Below are 16,792 nucleotides of genomic sequence, written 5' to 3' on the forward strand. Positions count from 1 at the left end.
TAAAAATCCAATAATATAATTTTTTATAAACAAATCGCCATTATTTGGCATATTTTTGATTTTTAAAGAAGCTTTCTAAGGTCAGAAACTAAACAAAATATACCAAACTGTAAACATAATCCTATATAACATTACTTAAGTCAAATTTCATTACATATCAAATAACATTCCACTTAATTTATTATAATATATGAATTTTTTTTGTTATTCACATATTTAATCTCTTTCAAATAGTATTGATGATAACAAATTGTTAATTATCATAACTCAATAGCATCCAAATTAACCAGAATTAATATTACATCATCCTTTCATATACAGAACTTAATTCTATACCGCATAGATAATGTAGATTATAAATCCAAACCGAACAGTTTGGTATAAAATGTTTTGTTTTTTAACAAAATTTTACATATTTAGGTTAAATAAATATATTTGAATCTTTCATTGGATGATTATTGCTAAATTACAAATTTTTATTAGAAAATATTACTTATAAAAACCTTTTCCACTGAATTTCCTCTTATTTCGCAAGAAATTTCAGTTTACTCGCACTTTTGAACATTTCGGATACAGCTCGTTTTTTTATCAATGATTTTATCTCCTTGTTTAATTTTTAAAATAAAATCAATGTATTATATCTATTTCTGCAAATGGGATATTTTTTATTTAATTACACGTGTTTACTTTATAAACTCAATTGTTATAAAAGCTGTTTATTTAGAGCTTTCCTCATAAAATTGACTAAAAGTAAGTAAAAGTCACTGATTTCTATCTCGTCATCTGACAATGTGCATATTAATATAACTAGGACTTTTTTATGGAGAGATGGTGAAAATTATCTATTTTAGCCTATTATATAAGCTGAAAAATAAACCTTATTTTATCGTCGATAATTTTCTCATCTAATAGCATATACAGATGAATTTCTCGCCGTTTAACTCATTTTCACCACATCTAATTCAGAATACCTGCATTAAATATCAATAGTGATATTTGGGGGGCAATATGTTCACCAGAATTAAATATTTATTCGAAATAGCAGTAAGATGCGATAAATGAGAATGAAATTACGCCAACCAGATAGTGCTGGCGTTTATATTCATATAGTTACCGAAGTGAATTGCATAATCAGTGAACACAGATAATCACTGTTTTCTTACGACTTATAGACCATCAGCCCTGACTTGTTCTCTAATGGCGTCATGCACTTCATTAAAATTAACCTCACCATTTGGATTTTGTTCGGCTAAAACTTCAGTTAACGCTTGAGCAAATGAATGGGTTTCGATCGGCGGTAACTCACTATTCCAATCGATCGCAATCGTTGGGCTATTTGGGTCATTTAGCAATGCACGGATAATACTAATATATTCAGACTGGCACTCAGCCCAGCCTTCATCAGTGGATGCCCAAAACCAGCGTGTGAGCGCAAAGTTGTACCACAGATCGTCCCATCCGCTATAAACCATTCGTAGCAGTGGTGCGAGCATGAGTGTCCAGTTTTTAGCTTCCTGTTCCGTGATATATTGCAACTTGCATCCGTTCAGGCACAACATACTGAAACGAACATAGTCCCAGGCCAAATATTGGATATTTTGAATATCGTTTTCATTGTTATACATCATGGTATAACGCCAGATGCTTTCTTGCTTATCGGATGCATTCATATCACTTTGCTGGACGCCCACTAAAATTTCATCAAATTCCGGTTTTGATAATTCACTGAGTTCATCTCGCATTTTGTAATAATCAGCAGCATGTCCGTTAATAAGTAGTTTAAATAACTGGAAAACGAGATCTTGCCGATTTTCAATTCCCCAAGCTGATGACAAACCACCATCATCCTCTTCTGGAGAATAATCATTACAATTCCATCCATTAAAGTAGGCATAGGGAGCACCCAGTATCATGCCCCAATCAGAGGTTGAAAAAGGCTGTGGGTTATGAGGGAGATATATTTCGTTTCTTTCCTCTGGTATACCATTTGCAGTTTGTGCTGAATTTTTTATATGCGTCAGTGTATCTTGATCAAATATAACGTAACTATCACCATTGTAGATAACGAGATCGCATTGAAACTCGTCAATAAGATAGTACAAGTATTCAGCACCGAATTGATGAAAATTTTCAGGGTTATTATTGATAGATTCTGCATTATGCCATGAAGCCGGATTTTCTTCCGAAAGGTAAGCCACAATATAGGGTCTGAAATGAAATTCAGGATCTTCCTGTATCGAAAACGAGTAGTCACGACTCTCCTCAGAAATGGAGCTGATAAGCCAAAAATCTGATGAGTGAAATAGTTTTAAAAACTCAATAAAAAGTTTTCCCTTTTGCTCTTCTGATGTTGAATTATGTAATTCAATCCATGTATCTATTAATTTATCTGACATAAAAATAATATCCTGAATGAGTCATCGAAACTTCTCTATATTATAAAATTAAAGTTATTTTTTATGGCGTTAACTGGATAATAAACTATCTGATATAGGAAAAGTAGAAATGAGAGTTAGTACCTTCTTAATTAAGTTTATTCTTCTGATATAAAAGAAATAACTAATTGCATTAATAAAGGTAGTTAATTATTTTTACCACTCAATCTTCATGAAATAGCGATAAACTGAAATTTTATTATTAGCTATTTTGTCCCGTACTATTAGAGTTCGCTGGGCTTAATAAAAATAATGAAGATATGAATATACACTTCGTCTTTCAAGTTGCCTCTTTGTTGGCTGCGCTCGTTCACCCCGATCACAGTTTTTATAAAGATACGGTTATCTATGCTCCCGGGGATGAACGCCCTTGGGGCTGCGACGTATCTTGAAATTCATGGTGTATACAAGCAGTAATGCTAAAAGCAGGTGATAGCTGATCTTATTCGTTGGGCTGATATTATTTGTGTTCTGGAACAGAAGCATAAAAATTGGTTAAAAGCTGAGTTTTTCCGCCTGCTTAAATATACGACGAACATGTTCTCAATATTCCAGATGATTATCTCTATATGGATCCACAGTTGATAAAGATTCTTGAAGATGTAGTACCTGTTTATATAACAAGTAATCACCATCTGAAATTTTAAGGCCTGAGATAACAAAGACGCATTTCTTGTTCCCATGCTTTTTTCTTTGTTCCCAAGTTTTCCCTTTGCCTATTTGCTCATACCCAGCGGATTAGAAACATTTTTCTGTGTATAAACATTTGTATAAACAAAAATAAAAAAAAAGCACTTTCCCAAAAGAGAAAGTGCTTCTTAAACAACATGTTACTGGACTAGGATCAGTTCATGCCGTATTTTTTCAGTTTCTTACGCAGAGTACCGCGGTTGATTCCCATCATCAGCGCTGCGCGGGTTTGGTTACCACGGGTGTATTGCATCACCATGTCCAACAGTGGTTGCTCTACTTCAGCCAGTACCAGCTCATACAGGTCATTGACGTCTTGACCATTCAGTTGAGCAAAATAGTTCTTCAGTGCTTGTTTAACTGAGTCACGCAGAGGTTTTTGAGTTACCTGATCTTGTGAATTTACAGTAGCAACGGTTAGTACGTCAGAATTTACGCGTTGTTCGAACATAGTTCTGTCAGCTCTTTTCTTTATTTACGCAAAAATTTTCGAAGTATGCTTCCAACACCTCCAGCTGTTCGCTGGCATCCTCAATGGCGTTGAATGAGCGCCGAAACTGGTCATCAGGAGCATGTTCCTTGAGATACCAAGATACATGCTTACGTGCAATACGAACTCCTTTGCCTTGACCGTAAAAGTCGTGCAGTTCTCGTACATGCTCGTTCATTAAACGCTGCACCTCGCCAAGGGGCATTGGTGACAGCAATTCTCCTGTTTCCAGATAATGCTGGATTTCCCGAAAGATCCAGGGTCTTCCCTGAGCAGCGCGGCCTATCATCAGGGCATCAGCCCCGGTGTATTCAAGCACTGCTCTGGCTTTTAGCGGGTCAGTAATGTCGCCATTAGCAATAATTGGAATAGCAACAGTCTGCTTAACTGTCCGAATGTTGTCATACTCGGCTTCACCATTAAACAGACAAGAACGAGTCCTGCCATGAATGGTAAGCGCCTGAATACCACAACGTTCAGCCAATTGGGCAATTTCTACACAGTTACGTTCTTCCGGTGACCATCCTGTACGGATCTTCAATGTAACAGGTACATCAACCGCATTGACTACCGCAGAAAGGATTTTTTGAACCAGTTCTGGATAACGCAGTAATGCTGAGCCTGCCAATTTACGATTAACCTTTTTGGCTGGGCACCCCATATTGATATCGATGATCTGAGCACCATTGTCGACGTTGATTTTCGCCGCCGCTGCCATCTCATCGGGATCACTACCGGCAATCTGTACAGAACGCACTCCGGGTTCGTCGCGATGAACCATACGTAGCCGGGATTTATCCGTCTTCCAGACCTGAGGGTTGGAAGAAAGCATCTCTGAGACTGTCATACCTGCACCCATGGTGTAGCATAGTGATCGAAACGGGCGATCCGTTATGCCAGCCATAGGGGCTGCAATAAGACAGTTTTTCAACTGGTATTGTCCGATACGCATAGGCGAAGAAAGAGTGGCCAACTGTGACTAAGGGCGCGTATATTACGCATTTTTCACAAGATATGAAAGGCCAAACTTTGAGCGAAACGGTATTTTAACGGAATTTTTCCAGTTGATTTTTTCAAACTTTTCTATTTATCCTTTAATAACATTAAGTTACGCATTTTTGACGAAATTTATTGTTACCTATATTTCTCATGACAAATAGTATGTATTACCACCAATTTGTCCCCCAGAGGATCATTTTAGTGGATAATCCTGTTTTTCAATAGTAGTTTGTTGATTATTTTTTAACCCCGGTAATGCGGCACCATTCTTCTTGTTCGGCGATTGGATCGATAATGAATTCATTGTTATAGGCTTCGGCAACACCTTCAGCCTGACTTACCAGTACACCGGACAAGCCTAATAATCCACCAGATTTTGGTAATGAGCCGATAACAGGAGCCAGTTCACGCAATGGGCCAGCCAGAATGTTAGCGATAGCAACATCACATTCTAAGTTGTCAGGTTGATCTTTAGACAGGTAGAGTGTCAGCAGCTCAGAAACGCCATTACGCTCTGCATTATCCCGGCTCGCCTGAATTGCCTGAGGGTCAATATCAATACCGATAGCATGTTTGGCGCCCAGTTTCAGGGCTGCGATAGCCAGAATGCCGGATCCACAGCCGAAGTCGATAACGGTTTTCCCTTGCAAGTCAAGGCCATCTAGCCATTGCAGGCAAAGAGAGGTGGTTGGATGTGTTCCGGTTCCGAAGGCCAGTCCCGGATCCAGCATAACGTTAACGGCATCAGGTTCAGGAACTTCCCGCCAGCTTGGGCAGATCCACAGGCGATGACCAAAACGCATCGGGTGGAAGTTATCCATCCACTCGCGCTCCCAGTCTTTATCTTCCAGCTGTTCAATTTTGTGGAGAAAACCTTTACCCAGTTGAGGAACCTGCTCCAGTTGGCTGACGACAGCTTTCATATCGGTTTCTGCATCATACAACCCAATGACATCGGTATCTCCCCATAAACGGGTTTCTCCCGGCAGAGGTTCAAAAATTGGCGTATCGTGGCTGTCCTGAAAGGTCACGGACACTGCGCCACTTTCTACGAGTTCATCACCGAGTGATTCAGCTTGTTGTCCCGTGGTGTTTAATCTCAGTTGTATCCAAGGCATAAAAATTCTCTTTTAAACGCAATATGTATGAAAATGATTAAAAATCAGGCTAAAAAATATCGCCGTCACTGTGATGCGGCGGTTTGTTGTATCTGTTTACTCCCAAACAGATTTCCTATTCCGAATGCCAATAAGCTCAGCAGCAATGATGGCACAATGGGATGGAATCCGAGGAGGTTAATGCTAAAGCTGGCTAATAGGGTATAGCTTATTGCTCCTGTCAGCATGGAAGTCAGCGCGCCATGTGCATTGGCTTTCTCCCAGTACAGGCCCAATACTAGTGGCCAGAGGAACACAGCCTGTAATCCGCCGAAGGCCAGCAGGTTCAGCCAGATCAGCATTTCAGGTGGTTGCCATGCCGCCAGTAGTAGCAGTATTCCCAGAAACAGGGTAGAAAAACTGGAGATGCGAGCGAGTTTTTTCTCCTGTTTGATCTGCTGCGGGAACAAATTCAAGTAGAGATCTTTAACGATAGTTGCTGAAGATTGCAGCAGTTGGGCGTTAATTGTTGACATAATGGCTGCCATCGGCGCAGCCAGAAAGATCCCGGCAGCGATAGGCGGCAGGACGGTGATCATCAGGGTTGGGATCACTTGATCGGGAACTGTCAGATCGGGGATGATCGCACGACCCAGCGCACCGGCAAGGTGCATCCCAAACATCAGGATAGCCATGACGATAGTGCCGATGATAATACCACGGTGGACAGCTTTACTGTCGCGGTAAGAAATACAACGCACAGCGGTATGTGGCAGCCCGATGACACCAAAGCAGACCAGTACCCAGAAGGAGGCCATAAAAGGGCCGCTAAGAATATTGTCAGCGCCGTGGGGAGAAACCAGGTTAGGATCGATAGTACGCAGTGTCGAAACCGCTTCTGACAGTCCACCAGCTTTATAGATCGTGCCAACAAGCAGCAGTATCGTTCCTAACAGCATAACCAGCCCTTGTAAGGCATCATTAAGTACGCTGGCTCTGAAGCCGCCAAATGCTGTGTAGAGCGCGATGGAAAGACCAAAAATCAGCAGACCTGTACCGTAAGGAATACCGGCTGCGGCTTCCAGCAGGCGGGCACCGCCAATGAACTGTACTGTCATAGCGCCGACAAAGGCCACCAACAGGCTCACGCTGGCAAACCAGACCAGAATGCGGCTCTGGTAGCGCGCATATAGCATGTCATTGAGCGTTACGGCATCATAACGACGGGCGAGGATAGCAAATTTCTTCCCCAGTACGCCGAGGGAGAGCCAGATTGCCGGCAGTTGGATCAGGGATAGCAGCACCCAACCGATGCCATATTTGTAGGCTGCACCGGGGCCACCAATGAATGAGCTGGCACTGATGTATGTTGCTGTAATGGTCATTGCCAGTACAAAACCACCCATTGAGCGACTGCCAAGAAAATATTCATTCAGGAATTCCCCCGTCTGGCGACGGCGATAGGCATAGAATGAGAGCAGAAAAACCAGTGCCAGATATCCTGCCAGAGGCAGAATGACTTCATTTTGCATCTTCATCCTCCAGAGGAACTTCTTTGAAGATAAATTTCACCATCATCCAGCACAGGATGATGAAAAGTGCAGGTAATGCTAAACAAGCCAGTTCGAACCAGTGTGGTAATCCGGTTAATCCGGTTGTATCACTGGGTAGATAGGCGCTCAGTAGCCAACCCACAAGATAAGCTAACGTCAGGAATACGGCCCAACGTGCTTCTTTATGAGATTGAACAAATCTTTTGTCCATTGATTCTCCGGGAAAGCAGAAAAATAAAGGAAGGAATTGTACGGTAACAGCCAGATTTATTCAGAAGAAAATGTGCGACAAAAACCATGCCATAAAAAATCCCATCTTGAAAAGATGGGATTTTATGCAGAATAACGATGTCAGAAAAAAGCCTTACTTATCATGTAGGCCCAGTTTCTTCTCCAGATAGTGGATATTGGTTCCGCCTTTCTGGAAGTTTTCATCATTCATGATGGACATCTGCAAATCGATATTGGTTTTGATGCCATCGATGATCAGTTCTGCCAGTGCATTCTTCATGCGTGCAATCGCCACTTCACGGGTTTCTCCATAAGTGATCAGTTTGCCGATCATGGAGTCATAATATGGCGGTACGGTATATCCTGCATAAATATGGGATTCCCAGCGTACGCCGAACCCACCCGGAGAGTGGAAATGGGTGATTTTGCCCGGGCTTGGCAAGAATGTTTTTGCATCTTCGGCATTAATACGGCATTCGATAGCATGGCCTTTGATGACAATATCTTCCTGCTTGATGGACAGTGGCAGACCGGAAGCAATGCGTAGCTGTTCTTTGATCAGGTCCACACCGGTAATCATTTCGGTAACAGGGTGTTCAACCTGAATACGGGTGTTCATCTCAATGAAATAGAACTCACCGTTCTCATACAGGAATTCAAACGTACCCGCTCCTCGATAGCCGATTTCCATACAAGCATTGGCACAACGTTCACCGATGCTGCGGCGTAGCTCAGCAGAGATACCCGGCGCAGGAGCTTCTTCCACAACTTTCTGGTGACGACGCTGCATGGAGCAGTCACGTTCAGCAAGATAAAGAGCATTGCCCTGACCATCAGCCAGTACCTGAATTTCAACGTGACGAGGATTTTCAAGGAATTTTTCCATGTAAACCATGTCATTATTGAAAGCGGCTTTAGCTTCAGCACGCGTCATGGCAATAGATTGTTCCAGCTCTTTATCACTGCGGACAACACGCATACCACGCCCGCCGCCGCCGCCGGAAGCCTTGATGATCACCGGATAACCGATGCGCTGTGCGATTTTCTTGTTCTTCTCAGTATCATCACCCAATGGGCCGTCAGAACCGGGAACACAAGGTACACCGGCTTTTTTCATCGCGCTGATGGCTGAAACTTTATCACCCATCAGGCGGATAGTTTCTGCTCTCGGGCCGATAAAGGTGAAACCGGAACGCTCCACCTGTTCAGCAAAATCAGCGTTTTCAGACAGGAATCCATAACCCGGATGGATTGCCTGTGCACAGGTGATTTCAGCCGCAGAAATGATAGCCGGAATATTCAGGTAACTTTTTGCTGATGCGGCAGGGCCGATACAGACCGTTTCATCTGCCAACAGGACGTGTTTCAAATCACGATCTGCCGCAGAGTGCACAGCAACAGTTTTGATCCCGAGTTCCTTACAGGCTCTCAGGATACGCAGTGCGATTTCACCGCGGTTAGCTATGACTATTTTCTCAAGCATGGGTTTTTCCCGCGTGATGCGCTTATTCGATGATGACCAATGGCTCGTCAAATTCAACAGGTTGACCGTCTTGTGCCAGAATTGCCTTCACGACGCCGGTTTTGTCAGCTTCGATCTGGTTCATCATTTTCATGGCTTCAACGATGCACAGGGTATCACCCTGATTAACATGCTGACCGATTTCGATAAAAGGTTTCGCATCCGGGCTTGGAGAACGGTAGAACGTACCAACCATTGGGGAACGAACGGTATGACCGCTGATCTCTGCTGCGGCTGGTGCTGCGGGAGCAGCCGGTGCCGGTGCTGCAACGGGAGCAGGTTGTTGAACAGGCGCAGAGATGTATTGCTGAGTGATCGGCATGCCCTGAACAGCCGTAGTACGGCTGATGCGAACTGATTCTTCACCTTCAGAAATTTCCAGTTCAGAAATGCCAGATTCTTCAACCAGCTCGATCAATTTTTTTATCTTACGAATATCCATGAGTGTGATTCCGTACTCTATTTATGTAAATTAGTTGGATTTTGACAAGCGGTTGACCGCTGCCTGTAATGCAAAACTATAACCATCAGCACCCAAACCACAGATCACGCCAACGGCAATATCAGAAAGATATGAATGATGGCGGAATGGCTCGCGGGCATGCACATTAGAGAGGTGGATCTCAATAAATGGAATATCCACCGCCAGAAGTGCATCGCGTAGCGCTACGCTGGTGTGCGTGAATGCCGCAGGGTTAATCAGAATAAAATCTGTATTCCCCCGCGCAGTATGAATTTTCTCAATCAGTTGAGATTCTGCATTGGATTGCAGATGGAATAATTCAATACCCGACTGGTGAGCTTCTTTTGACAGTTTGCTGACGATGTCATCAAGCGTTAACTTGCCGTAGGTCTCTGGCTCTCGCGTTCCCAACAGATTCAGGTTGGGGCCGTTCAAGAGTAAAATGCGAAACTTGTCTGCCATTGTGCGGGGATCTCCGGCAATCTGTCAACAATCGTTCAAGATAACTCGATGACAGCAGTTTGTCATCTTTTTCTATTATCAATATTTGTAAATTTGACGATAAAGCCCGACATTATAAACATATCGTAACATTTAGCAGCAAAATACTGGTCTTATCAGCTTTTCGGGCTTGATATTATTAGACTTAAGTTTATCGGCATAGTTCTAGTTTATCGGTATAGTTTCAGCGGATCTTTACCACTGTTCTGCCTGTTGCCTGATTGTTTACCAACTTATTGGCGTGCTCGATCACCTGATCTAATGAAATTTCGTTTGCGGTCTGTTGATAAAAAGATTCCGGCAACAGTTTTTGTAACCGCTCCCAGATCTTTGGTCTATCGGCGGCTGATACTATTGCTGACTCAACACCTTGTAAGCGGACATTACGCAAGATAAATGGCATGACAGTGGTAGGAAGGTTGATGTCGCTTGCCATCCCGCAGGCAGCTACGGTGCCGTTGTGGGATACCTGAGCCAGCAATTTGGCCAGAATTGTACCACCGACTGTATCAATAACACCTGACCAGCGCTGCTTTTCCAGCGGTCGTGCGGGTTGGTTGAAGTCTGAAACCGGCAGAATTTCTTTTGCTCCCAGAGAAAGTAAATATTCCTGACTTTCGGGTTTACTGCTGATGGCAACAACAGAGTATCCTAATAGGGAGAGCAGGGTAATTGCTGTGCTTCCGACCCCACCAGTGGCACCTGTGACTGCGATTTCGCCGCTTTCAGGGGTTATACCTCCCTGTTCCAGCGCCATAATACATAGCATGGCGGTGAAACCGGCTGTGCCGATAATCATGGCCTGTCTGGTACTTAAACCCGCTGGCAATGGTGTCAGCCATTCACCTGAGACTCTGGCCTGTTCTGCCAGACCACCCCAGCGATTTTCACCCACACCCCAGCCTGTTAATAAAACTTGCTGGCCGATATGAAAGCGGGGATCTTCTGAGTGACGAACAACGCCGGAAAAATCGATCCCCGGTATCATCGGAAACTGACGAATGATTTTCCCCTTGCCGGTGATCGCAAGTGCATCTTTATAATTGAGGGTTGACCAGTGAATATCGACGATAACATCACCGGGTGGAAGTTGGGTTGTGTCAATATCCTGAATAGAAGCGGATAATGTATCGTGCTGTTCCAGTAGTAATGCTTTCATAGGTTCTCCCTCTGATGGATTTTGAGTATGACACCATCACGATTCTCATGATTTCATTTTTTGTGACATTCTCAATATAGATAAAATTAAAAATGCAGAAACGGGTAGTCTGCAATATTGTGATGAATAGTCGCAAAACAGTGATTACTTATTTTTATTCTGGATGCGTGCTGAAAGATAAATACGCCTGATAATGATTTCAATATTGATAATTTACTTATTAATAATGCCTTTGTTTTTATATCTTATTGGTTCAATAATCAACAGAATGATCTGCCGATTACTCATTTATCAGTGTCGACGAAGAACAATTTTTCTTTCGGATGATGAAGATAGAACCGGTATTTAATGAATCCTCTTTGCCTAACTTATTGAATCGCGATATTGGCGGGTGGTAGCAAGAGAAATCAAAATATTTGAGGAAAAATTAATTTTTGTTGAACTTGCTGAAATCATTATAGGTCAACATAGAAAAAGTGAGTCAGTAACATCGCGGGATGCACTATATACACTATAATGTTGGTTTTTAGGGCATTTGGACATTTTAGGGTTCAGTGACGGGGTTATTGGTGGAATTAACCCATTTTTATGCAGTTTTTTTCTGCTCTGTCAGAAAAAAGTAACGTAGAATATCGTGTTTCTGATGTGAATAACGTAGCCACTTTCATTGAAGTAGTAAAAGTAGTTAATGATGCGCCTTGTCGCTGCTTCATGTGGTTGATAGAGTAGACGGACAACATCCGTCCCCAGCTTGCAGGATTATCCTTTCGTTATGTTAAAGAAATTTCGTGGCATGTTTTCCAATGATTTGTCCATTGACTTGGGTACTGCCAATACCCTTATTTATGTTAAAGGTCAGGGAATTGTCTTGGATCAACCCTCTGTTGTTGCTATTCGACAAGACAGGGCCGGTTCACCAAAAAGCGTTGCAGCCGTAGGGCTGGAAGCAAAACAGATGTTGGGACGTACTCCGGGGAATATCGCAGCTATCCGACCAATGAAGGATGGTGTGATTGCTGATTTTTATGTCACGGAAAAAATGTTGCAGCATTTTATTAAACAGGTTCATAACAACAGTTTTATGCGCCCTAGCCCGCGTGTGCTGGTTTGTGTACCAGTAGGAGCGACGCAGGTTGAGCGTCGGGCTATTCGTGAATCAGCCCAAAGTGCAGGTGCACGCGAAGTCTTTCTGATTGAAGAGCCAATGGCGGCTGCAATCGGTGCAGGTTTGCCTGTTTCAGAAGCAACAGGTTCAATGGTTGTTGACATTGGTGGTGGTACAACAGAAGTTGCAGTTATCTCCCTCAATGGTGTTGTTTATTCCTCCTCTGTCCGTATCGGTGGGGATCGCTTTGATGAAGCGGTGATCAATTATGTCCGCCGCAACTACGGTTCACTGATTGGTGAAGCGACAGCAGAACGCATTAAACATGAAATTGGTTCTGCGTACCCAACGGATGAAGTCCGTGAAATCGAAGTACGTGGCCGTAACCTTGCTGAAGGTGTACCACGTAGTTTCACACTGAATTCCAACGAAATTCTGGAAGCCCTGCAAGAGCCGCTGACCGGTATTGTCAGCGCCGTTATGGTCGCACTGGAACAGTGTCCGCCAGAACTGGCTTCTGATATTTCAGAACGAGGCATGGTGTTGACCGGTGGTGGCGCATTGTTACGAAATCTTGACCGCTTGCTGATGGAAGAAACAGGTATTCCCGTGATTGTGGCTGAAGATCCACTGACCTGTGTTGCCAGAGGTGGCGGTAAAGCGCTGGAAATGATCGACATGCACGGTGGCGATTTATTCAGCGAAGACTGAAAATAACTCTGCGAGCTGGGAGGCCAGTTTATCGGTGCCTCCTTGCTGTTTATCCAAAAGTGTATCGTTTATGACTCTTTTATTGTTTATGACACGAAACCGCTCAATAATGCGCAACTTATGAAGCCAATTTTCAGCAGAGGGCCTTCCCTACAATTACGACTCTTTTTTGCTGTTGTTATTGCCATTATTTTGGTTTTGGTAGACAGCAGGTTTGATTTTTTCCATAAAGTCCGTAGCTATATGGATACGGCAGTGAGTCCTTTTTATTTTATTGCCAATGGCCCCCGCCAGTTTTTAGATGGCATTTCTGATTCTTTGGCTGACCGTAAACAACTTGAATTAGAAAATTATTCCCTGCGCAATGAATTACGGAGGAAGGACAGTAAATTATTACTTCTGGATCAATTAAAACAGGAGAACATCCGGTTACGTTCATTGTTGGGTTCACCTTTGCGTCATGATGAACACATGATGGCTACTCAGGTAATTGCCCGTGGTCTGGATCCTTATCGCGATCAAATTGTGATTGATAGAGGCGCCAAAGATGGCGTTTATGAAGGGCAGCCGGTTGTTAGTGATCGCGGTGTTGTCGGGCAGGTCGTTTCAGTCAGCCAGCTAAGTAGCCGGGTGTTACTGATTTGCGATCCGATTCACGCCCTGCCGGTTCAGGTATTACGTAATGATATCCGGGTGATTGCAGGTGGTACAGGCTGTGCCGATGATCTGCACCTTGAACCATTACCGAGTGACACGGATATCCGGGTCGGTGATGAACTGGTGACTTCTGGTCTGGGTGGGCGATTTCCAGAAGGTTATCCTGTAGCAGTCGTTTCTTCTGTCAAGATAGACAATCAGCGGGCTCATACCGTTATTCACGCCCGTCCTTTGGCCGAATTGCGCCGCCTGCGTTATCTCCTGTTGGTATGGGGGCCGGATAATAATCCGTCTGAACCGTTGCCGCCTTCTGAAGTCTATCGAGCCGCAAATGAACGCATAAAGCAGATGTTGCCACAAGTATTGCCCAATCCGGCTGTTGAAAAACCTCACTCTTTGCCAGAAGGTTCAGGTGGAGAGGCGAGTGGAAAGGATAATAACGGAAATAAACCAGTGGCCAGGCAATCATTTTCAGCCGCCCCGTCAGGTAATACACTATCAGCTACGGAGAATCGCCGATGAGTCAGTATCACGGACGTGGTCTCTGGGTTGTTTGGTTGTCTTTCTTGGTAGCAATGGTTTTACAGAGTATGCCGTGGCCGGAACAAGTTGATGTATTCCGTCCCACTCTGCCAGTGTTATGCCTTATCTACTGGCTGCTTGCTATTCCTCATCGTATCAGTGTTGGCACCGGGTTTATTCTGGGTATCCTGATTGATTTATTGCAGGGTAGTATTCTTGGTGCACATGCACTGGCTTTTAGTCTCGTCAGTTTTTTGGTGGCCTTCAAATTTCAGCTCATCCGCAATATGGCACTCTGGCAACAATCACTTATTGTCATGGTGCTTTCAACCTTGATAAATCTCTGTGTTTTTCTGACTCATGCACTGATCCTACAGACTATTTTCCATTCTGAAGTATTCTGGAATGGCGTGGTCAATGGTATTCTCTGGCCCTGGATATTCTTATTAATGCGGAAAATCCGCCGTCAATTTTCAGTTCGTTAAAGGTGGGTTCTACTTTTTAATGAACAGCTTTTATATAAATGAACCGCTTTTAAATGAACTGACAGAAAGGATGACTCACTATGAAAACTCTTTACTTGGCTTCTGGCTCACCACGGCGGCGTGAGCTGGTGGAACTGCTGGATTTTAATTTTCAGATCCTGACACCACAGGTTGAAGAGAAATGGCAGGAAGAAGAGTCTCCGCAGCAGTATGTCGAACGATTGGCCAGAGAAAAATCAAAGGCGGGTGTGGCAATTGCACCGGATGATCTCCCCGTTCTGGGCGCGGATACGATTGTTGTGCTGAATAACCGTATTCTGGAAAAACCCCATAATGAGCAACATGCAGCTGAAATGTTACAGGCGCTGTCAGGGCAGAATCATCAGGTCATGACGGCTGTTGCTTTATCGAACAGTCAGCATACCTTAAGTGAGTTAGTGATTACAGATGTGATATTTCGCCCTTTATCCCAACGTGAAATACAGGAATATATTGCAACTGGGGAACCAATGGATAAAGCCGGCGCTTACGGTATTCAGGGTAAAGGCGGTTGTTTTGTCAGAAAGATTAATGGCAGTTACCACGCTGTTGTCGGCTTGCCACTGGTTGAAACGTATGAATTAATCACACGATTTTTGGCGTTAGCTGATGGGAAGGAGCACTTATGACAGCAGAGTTATTAGTCAATGTAACACCATCCGAAACGCGGGTTGCTTATATCGATGGCGGTATTTTGCAGGAAGTTCATATTGAACGGGAAGCTAAACGGGGGATAGTGGGTAATATTTATAAAGGCCGTATCAGCCGGGTTTTGCCCGGTATGCAGGCGGCTTTTGTTGATATCGGGCTGGAGAAAGCCGCCTTTTTGCATGCTTCAGATATTGTGCCTCATACGGAATGTATTGCCGGTGAGGAGCGGAAAAATTTTAATGTCAGGGATATTGCTGAGCTGGTCAGTCAGGGGCAGGATCTGCTTGTTCAGGTCGTCAAAGATCCTCTCGGTACCAAAGGGGCCCGCCTGACAACCGATATCACCCTGCCTTCACGCTATCTGGTTTTTATGCCGGGAGCCTCCCATGTTGGTGTTTCTCAGCGAATTGAGAGTGGAGAAGAACGCGATCGGCTGAAATCCATTGTGATGGATTATTGCGATGAACATGGCGGGTTTATTATCCGCACTGCCGCCGAAGGGGTAAGAAAAGAGGAAATTGAGCAGGATGCTGCATTTTTGAAGCGCCTGTGGAGTAAGGTCATTGAGCGTAAAAAACGGAATATCACGAAAACTAAGGTTTATGGTGAGCTGGCATTAGCACAGCGTATTTTACGTGATTTTGCTGAAGATTCTCTTGATCGCATCCGGGTTGACTCCCGCCAGACCTACCTGCAAGTTCAGGAATTCATTGATGAATATATTCCTGAAATGAATGCCAAGCTGGAACATTATCAGGGAAATCAGCCGATATTTGATCTCTGTGGTGTGGAGACGGAAATTCAGCGTGCACTGGAGCGCAAAGTAGAATTAAAGTCAGGTGGCTATCTGATTATCGATCAAACTGAAGCCATGACGACTATTGATATTAATACCGGTGCTTTTGTTGGGCATAGAAACTTAGAAGAGACTATCTTTAATACTAATATTGAAGCGACTCAGGCGATTGCCCGTCAGTTGAGGCTACGCAATCTGGGTGGGATCATTATCATTGATTTTATCGATATGGCTGATGGGGAACACCGTCGGCGGGTGCTCGCTTCTTTGGAACAGGCCCTAAGTAAAGACCGCGTGAAAACGACCATTAATGGTTTTTCTCAGCTTGGTCTGGTGGAAATGACACGTAAACGCACGCGGGAAAGCCTTGAGCACATTTTATGTGATAATTGCCCGACTTGTCAGGGGCGCGGCACCGTGAAATCGGTTGAAACGGTATGCTATGAAGTCTTACGGGAAATTGTACGTGTTCATCGCGCCATTAATGCCGATCGTTTTCTGGTCTATTCTTCCCATGCTGTGAGTGAAGCCCTTAAAGGAGAACACTCTCACGCTCTGGCTGAGGTGGAAATCTTTGTGGGTAAGCCCGTAAAAGTACAGGCCGAGCAGCTGTACAGTCAGGAACAATTTGATGTTGTTATGATGTAACTGCCAGTCTTTTGAGTAAATAGTGTGCTGACAATCAA

The 16,792-nt window shown here is 43.8% G+C and carries 16 protein-coding genes; 6 read left to right on the forward strand and 10 right to left on the reverse strand.

Annotated features, from left to right (window positions below; genetic code table 11):
* Positions 1-1,166 precede the first annotated feature (1,166 nt).
* The 10 genes from AAC855_RS10830 to acuI all read right to left on the reverse strand — a co-directional run bounded on the left by AAC855_RS10830 (position 1,167) and on the right by acuI (position 11,140).
* Entirely contained in the window at positions 1,167-2,396 is a 1,230-nt protein-coding gene (locus AAC855_RS10830; protein WP_340609581.1) for a DUF1266 domain-containing protein, read from the reverse strand.
* Positions 2,397-3,279: 883 nt separating this feature from the next.
* Positions 3,280-3,576, reverse strand: coding sequence for a DNA-binding transcriptional regulator Fis (gene fis, locus AAC855_RS10835; protein WP_010847912.1), 297 nt, complete (start codon positions 3,574-3,576; stop codon positions 3,280-3,282).
* A gap of 7 nt (positions 3,577-3,583) precedes the next feature.
* On the reverse strand, positions 3,584-4,567 hold the full coding sequence (dusB, locus tag AAC855_RS10840) for a tRNA dihydrouridine synthase DusB (protein ID WP_099109617.1): 984 nt from the start codon (positions 4,565-4,567) through the stop codon (positions 3,584-3,586).
* Positions 4,568-4,850: 283 nt separating this feature from the next.
* Positions 4,851-5,732: a 50S ribosomal protein L11 methyltransferase gene (prmA, locus tag AAC855_RS10845; RefSeq protein WP_340609583.1), complete on the reverse strand. Its 882-nt coding sequence runs from the start codon at positions 5,730-5,732 to the stop codon at positions 4,851-4,853.
* A gap of 65 nt (positions 5,733-5,797) precedes the next feature.
* Entirely contained in the window at positions 5,798-7,243 is a 1,446-nt protein-coding gene (gene panF / locus AAC855_RS10850; protein WP_340609585.1) for a sodium/pantothenate symporter, read from the reverse strand.
* Positions 7,233-7,475, reverse strand: a complete 243-nt coding sequence (locus AAC855_RS10855) for a YhdT family protein (RefSeq protein ID WP_340609586.1) — start codon at positions 7,473-7,475, stop codon at positions 7,233-7,235. Before AAC855_RS10855 ends, panF begins: the two co-directional genes overlap by 11 nt.
* A 153-nt stretch (positions 7,476-7,628) precedes the next feature.
* Positions 7,629-8,978 (reverse strand): acetyl-CoA carboxylase biotin carboxylase subunit, encoded by a 1,350-nt coding sequence (gene accC / locus AAC855_RS10860; RefSeq protein WP_340609587.1) that lies wholly within the window; start codon positions 8,976-8,978, stop codon positions 7,629-7,631.
* Positions 8,979-9,000: 22 nt separating this feature from the next.
* Entirely contained in the window at positions 9,001-9,459 is a 459-nt protein-coding gene (gene accB, locus AAC855_RS10865; protein ID WP_099122280.1) for an acetyl-CoA carboxylase biotin carboxyl carrier protein, read from the reverse strand.
* A 30-nt stretch (positions 9,460-9,489) separates the two neighbouring features.
* Positions 9,490-9,942, reverse strand: a complete 453-nt coding sequence (gene aroQ, locus AAC855_RS10870) for a type II 3-dehydroquinate dehydratase (RefSeq protein WP_340609588.1) — start codon at positions 9,940-9,942, stop codon at positions 9,490-9,492.
* A 223-nt stretch (positions 9,943-10,165) separates the two neighbouring features.
* Positions 10,166-11,140, reverse strand: a complete 975-nt coding sequence (gene acuI, locus AAC855_RS10875) for an acrylyl-CoA reductase (NADPH) (RefSeq protein ID WP_340609590.1) — start codon at positions 11,138-11,140, stop codon at positions 10,166-10,168.
* Between the two features lie 588 nt (positions 11,141-11,728).
* Here acuI and AAC855_RS10880 point away from each other — a divergent pair.
* The 6 genes from AAC855_RS10880 to rng all read left to right on the forward strand — a co-directional run bounded on the left by AAC855_RS10880 (position 11,729) and on the right by rng (position 16,754).
* Entirely contained in the window at positions 11,729-11,869 is a 141-nt protein-coding gene (locus AAC855_RS10880; protein WP_340609591.1) for a hypothetical protein, read from the forward strand.
* Positions 11,870-11,912: 43 nt separating this feature from the next.
* Positions 11,913-12,956 (forward strand): rod shape-determining protein MreB, encoded by a 1,044-nt coding sequence (gene mreB / locus AAC855_RS10885; protein WP_086113213.1) that lies wholly within the window; start codon positions 11,913-11,915, stop codon positions 12,954-12,956.
* 120 nt (positions 12,957-13,076) lie between these two features.
* Positions 13,077-14,135, forward strand: a complete 1,059-nt coding sequence (mreC, locus tag AAC855_RS10890; protein ID WP_340609592.1) for a rod shape-determining protein MreC — start codon at positions 13,077-13,079, stop codon at positions 14,133-14,135.
* Positions 14,132-14,620 (forward strand): rod shape-determining protein MreD, encoded by a 489-nt coding sequence (gene mreD, locus AAC855_RS10895; protein ID WP_340609594.1) that lies wholly within the window; start codon positions 14,132-14,134, stop codon positions 14,618-14,620. The genes mreC and mreD overlap by 4 nt, the downstream gene beginning before the upstream one ends.
* Positions 14,621-14,700: 80 nt before the next feature.
* The gene (locus AAC855_RS10900; RefSeq protein ID WP_340609596.1) at positions 14,701-15,288 is read left to right on the forward strand and encodes a Maf family protein; all 588 of its coding nucleotides are present in this window, start codon (positions 14,701-14,703) and stop codon (positions 15,286-15,288) included.
* Positions 15,285-16,754, forward strand: coding sequence for a ribonuclease G (gene rng / locus AAC855_RS10905; protein ID WP_340609597.1), 1,470 nt, complete (start codon positions 15,285-15,287; stop codon positions 16,752-16,754). The genes AAC855_RS10900 and rng overlap by 4 nt, the downstream gene beginning before the upstream one ends.
* The last annotated feature ends 38 nt before the right edge of the window (positions 16,755-16,792 follow it).

It is taken from the genome of Xenorhabdus bharatensis (assembly GCF_037996705.1).
GTDB lineage: Bacteria > Pseudomonadota > Gammaproteobacteria > Enterobacterales > Enterobacteriaceae > Xenorhabdus > Xenorhabdus bharatensis.

Bases quoted from the DNA above. Each gene is read 5' to 3' on its own strand.
- accC (WP_340609587.1), bottom strand. From the start codon at position 8,978: ATGCTTGAGAAAATAGTCATAGCTAACCGCGGTGAAATCGCACTGCGT.
- fis (WP_010847912.1), bottom strand. From the start codon at position 3,576: ATGTTCGAACAACGCGTAAATTCTGACGTACTAACCGTTGCTACTGTA.
- aroQ (WP_340609588.1), bottom strand. From the start codon at position 9,942: ATGGCAGACAAGTTTCGCATTTTACTCTTGAACGGCCCCAACCTGAAT.
- acuI (WP_340609590.1), bottom strand. From the start codon at position 11,140: ATGAAAGCATTACTACTGGAACAGCACGATACATTATCCGCTTCTATT.
- AAC855_RS10900 (WP_340609596.1), top strand. From the start codon at position 14,701: ATGAAAACTCTTTACTTGGCTTCTGGCTCACCACGGCGGCGTGAGCTG.
- mreB (WP_086113213.1), top strand. From the start codon at position 11,913: ATGTTAAAGAAATTTCGTGGCATGTTTTCCAATGATTTGTCCATTGAC.
- AAC855_RS10880 (WP_340609591.1), top strand. From the start codon at position 11,729: ATGCAGTTTTTTTCTGCTCTGTCAGAAAAAAGTAACGTAGAATATCGT.
- dusB (WP_099109617.1), bottom strand. From the start codon at position 4,567: ATGCGTATCGGACAATACCAGTTGAAAAACTGTCTTATTGCAGCCCCT.
- panF (WP_340609585.1), bottom strand. From the start codon at position 7,243: ATGCAAAATGAAGTCATTCTGCCTCTGGCAGGATATCTGGCACTGGTT.
- accB (WP_099122280.1), bottom strand. From the start codon at position 9,459: ATGGATATTCGTAAGATAAAAAAATTGATCGAGCTGGTTGAAGAATCT.
- mreD (WP_340609594.1), top strand. From the start codon at position 14,132: ATGAGTCAGTATCACGGACGTGGTCTCTGGGTTGTTTGGTTGTCTTTC.
- prmA (WP_340609583.1), bottom strand. From the start codon at position 5,732: ATGCCTTGGATACAACTGAGATTAAACACCACGGGACAACAAGCTGAA.
- AAC855_RS10855 (WP_340609586.1), bottom strand. From the start codon at position 7,475: ATGGACAAAAGATTTGTTCAATCTCATAAAGAAGCACGTTGGGCCGTA.
- mreC (WP_340609592.1), top strand. From the start codon at position 13,077: ATGAAGCCAATTTTCAGCAGAGGGCCTTCCCTACAATTACGACTCTTT.
- rng (WP_340609597.1), top strand. From the start codon at position 15,285: ATGACAGCAGAGTTATTAGTCAATGTAACACCATCCGAAACGCGGGTT.
- AAC855_RS10830 (WP_340609581.1), bottom strand. From the start codon at position 2,396: ATGTCAGATAAATTAATAGATACATGGATTGAATTACATAATTCAACA.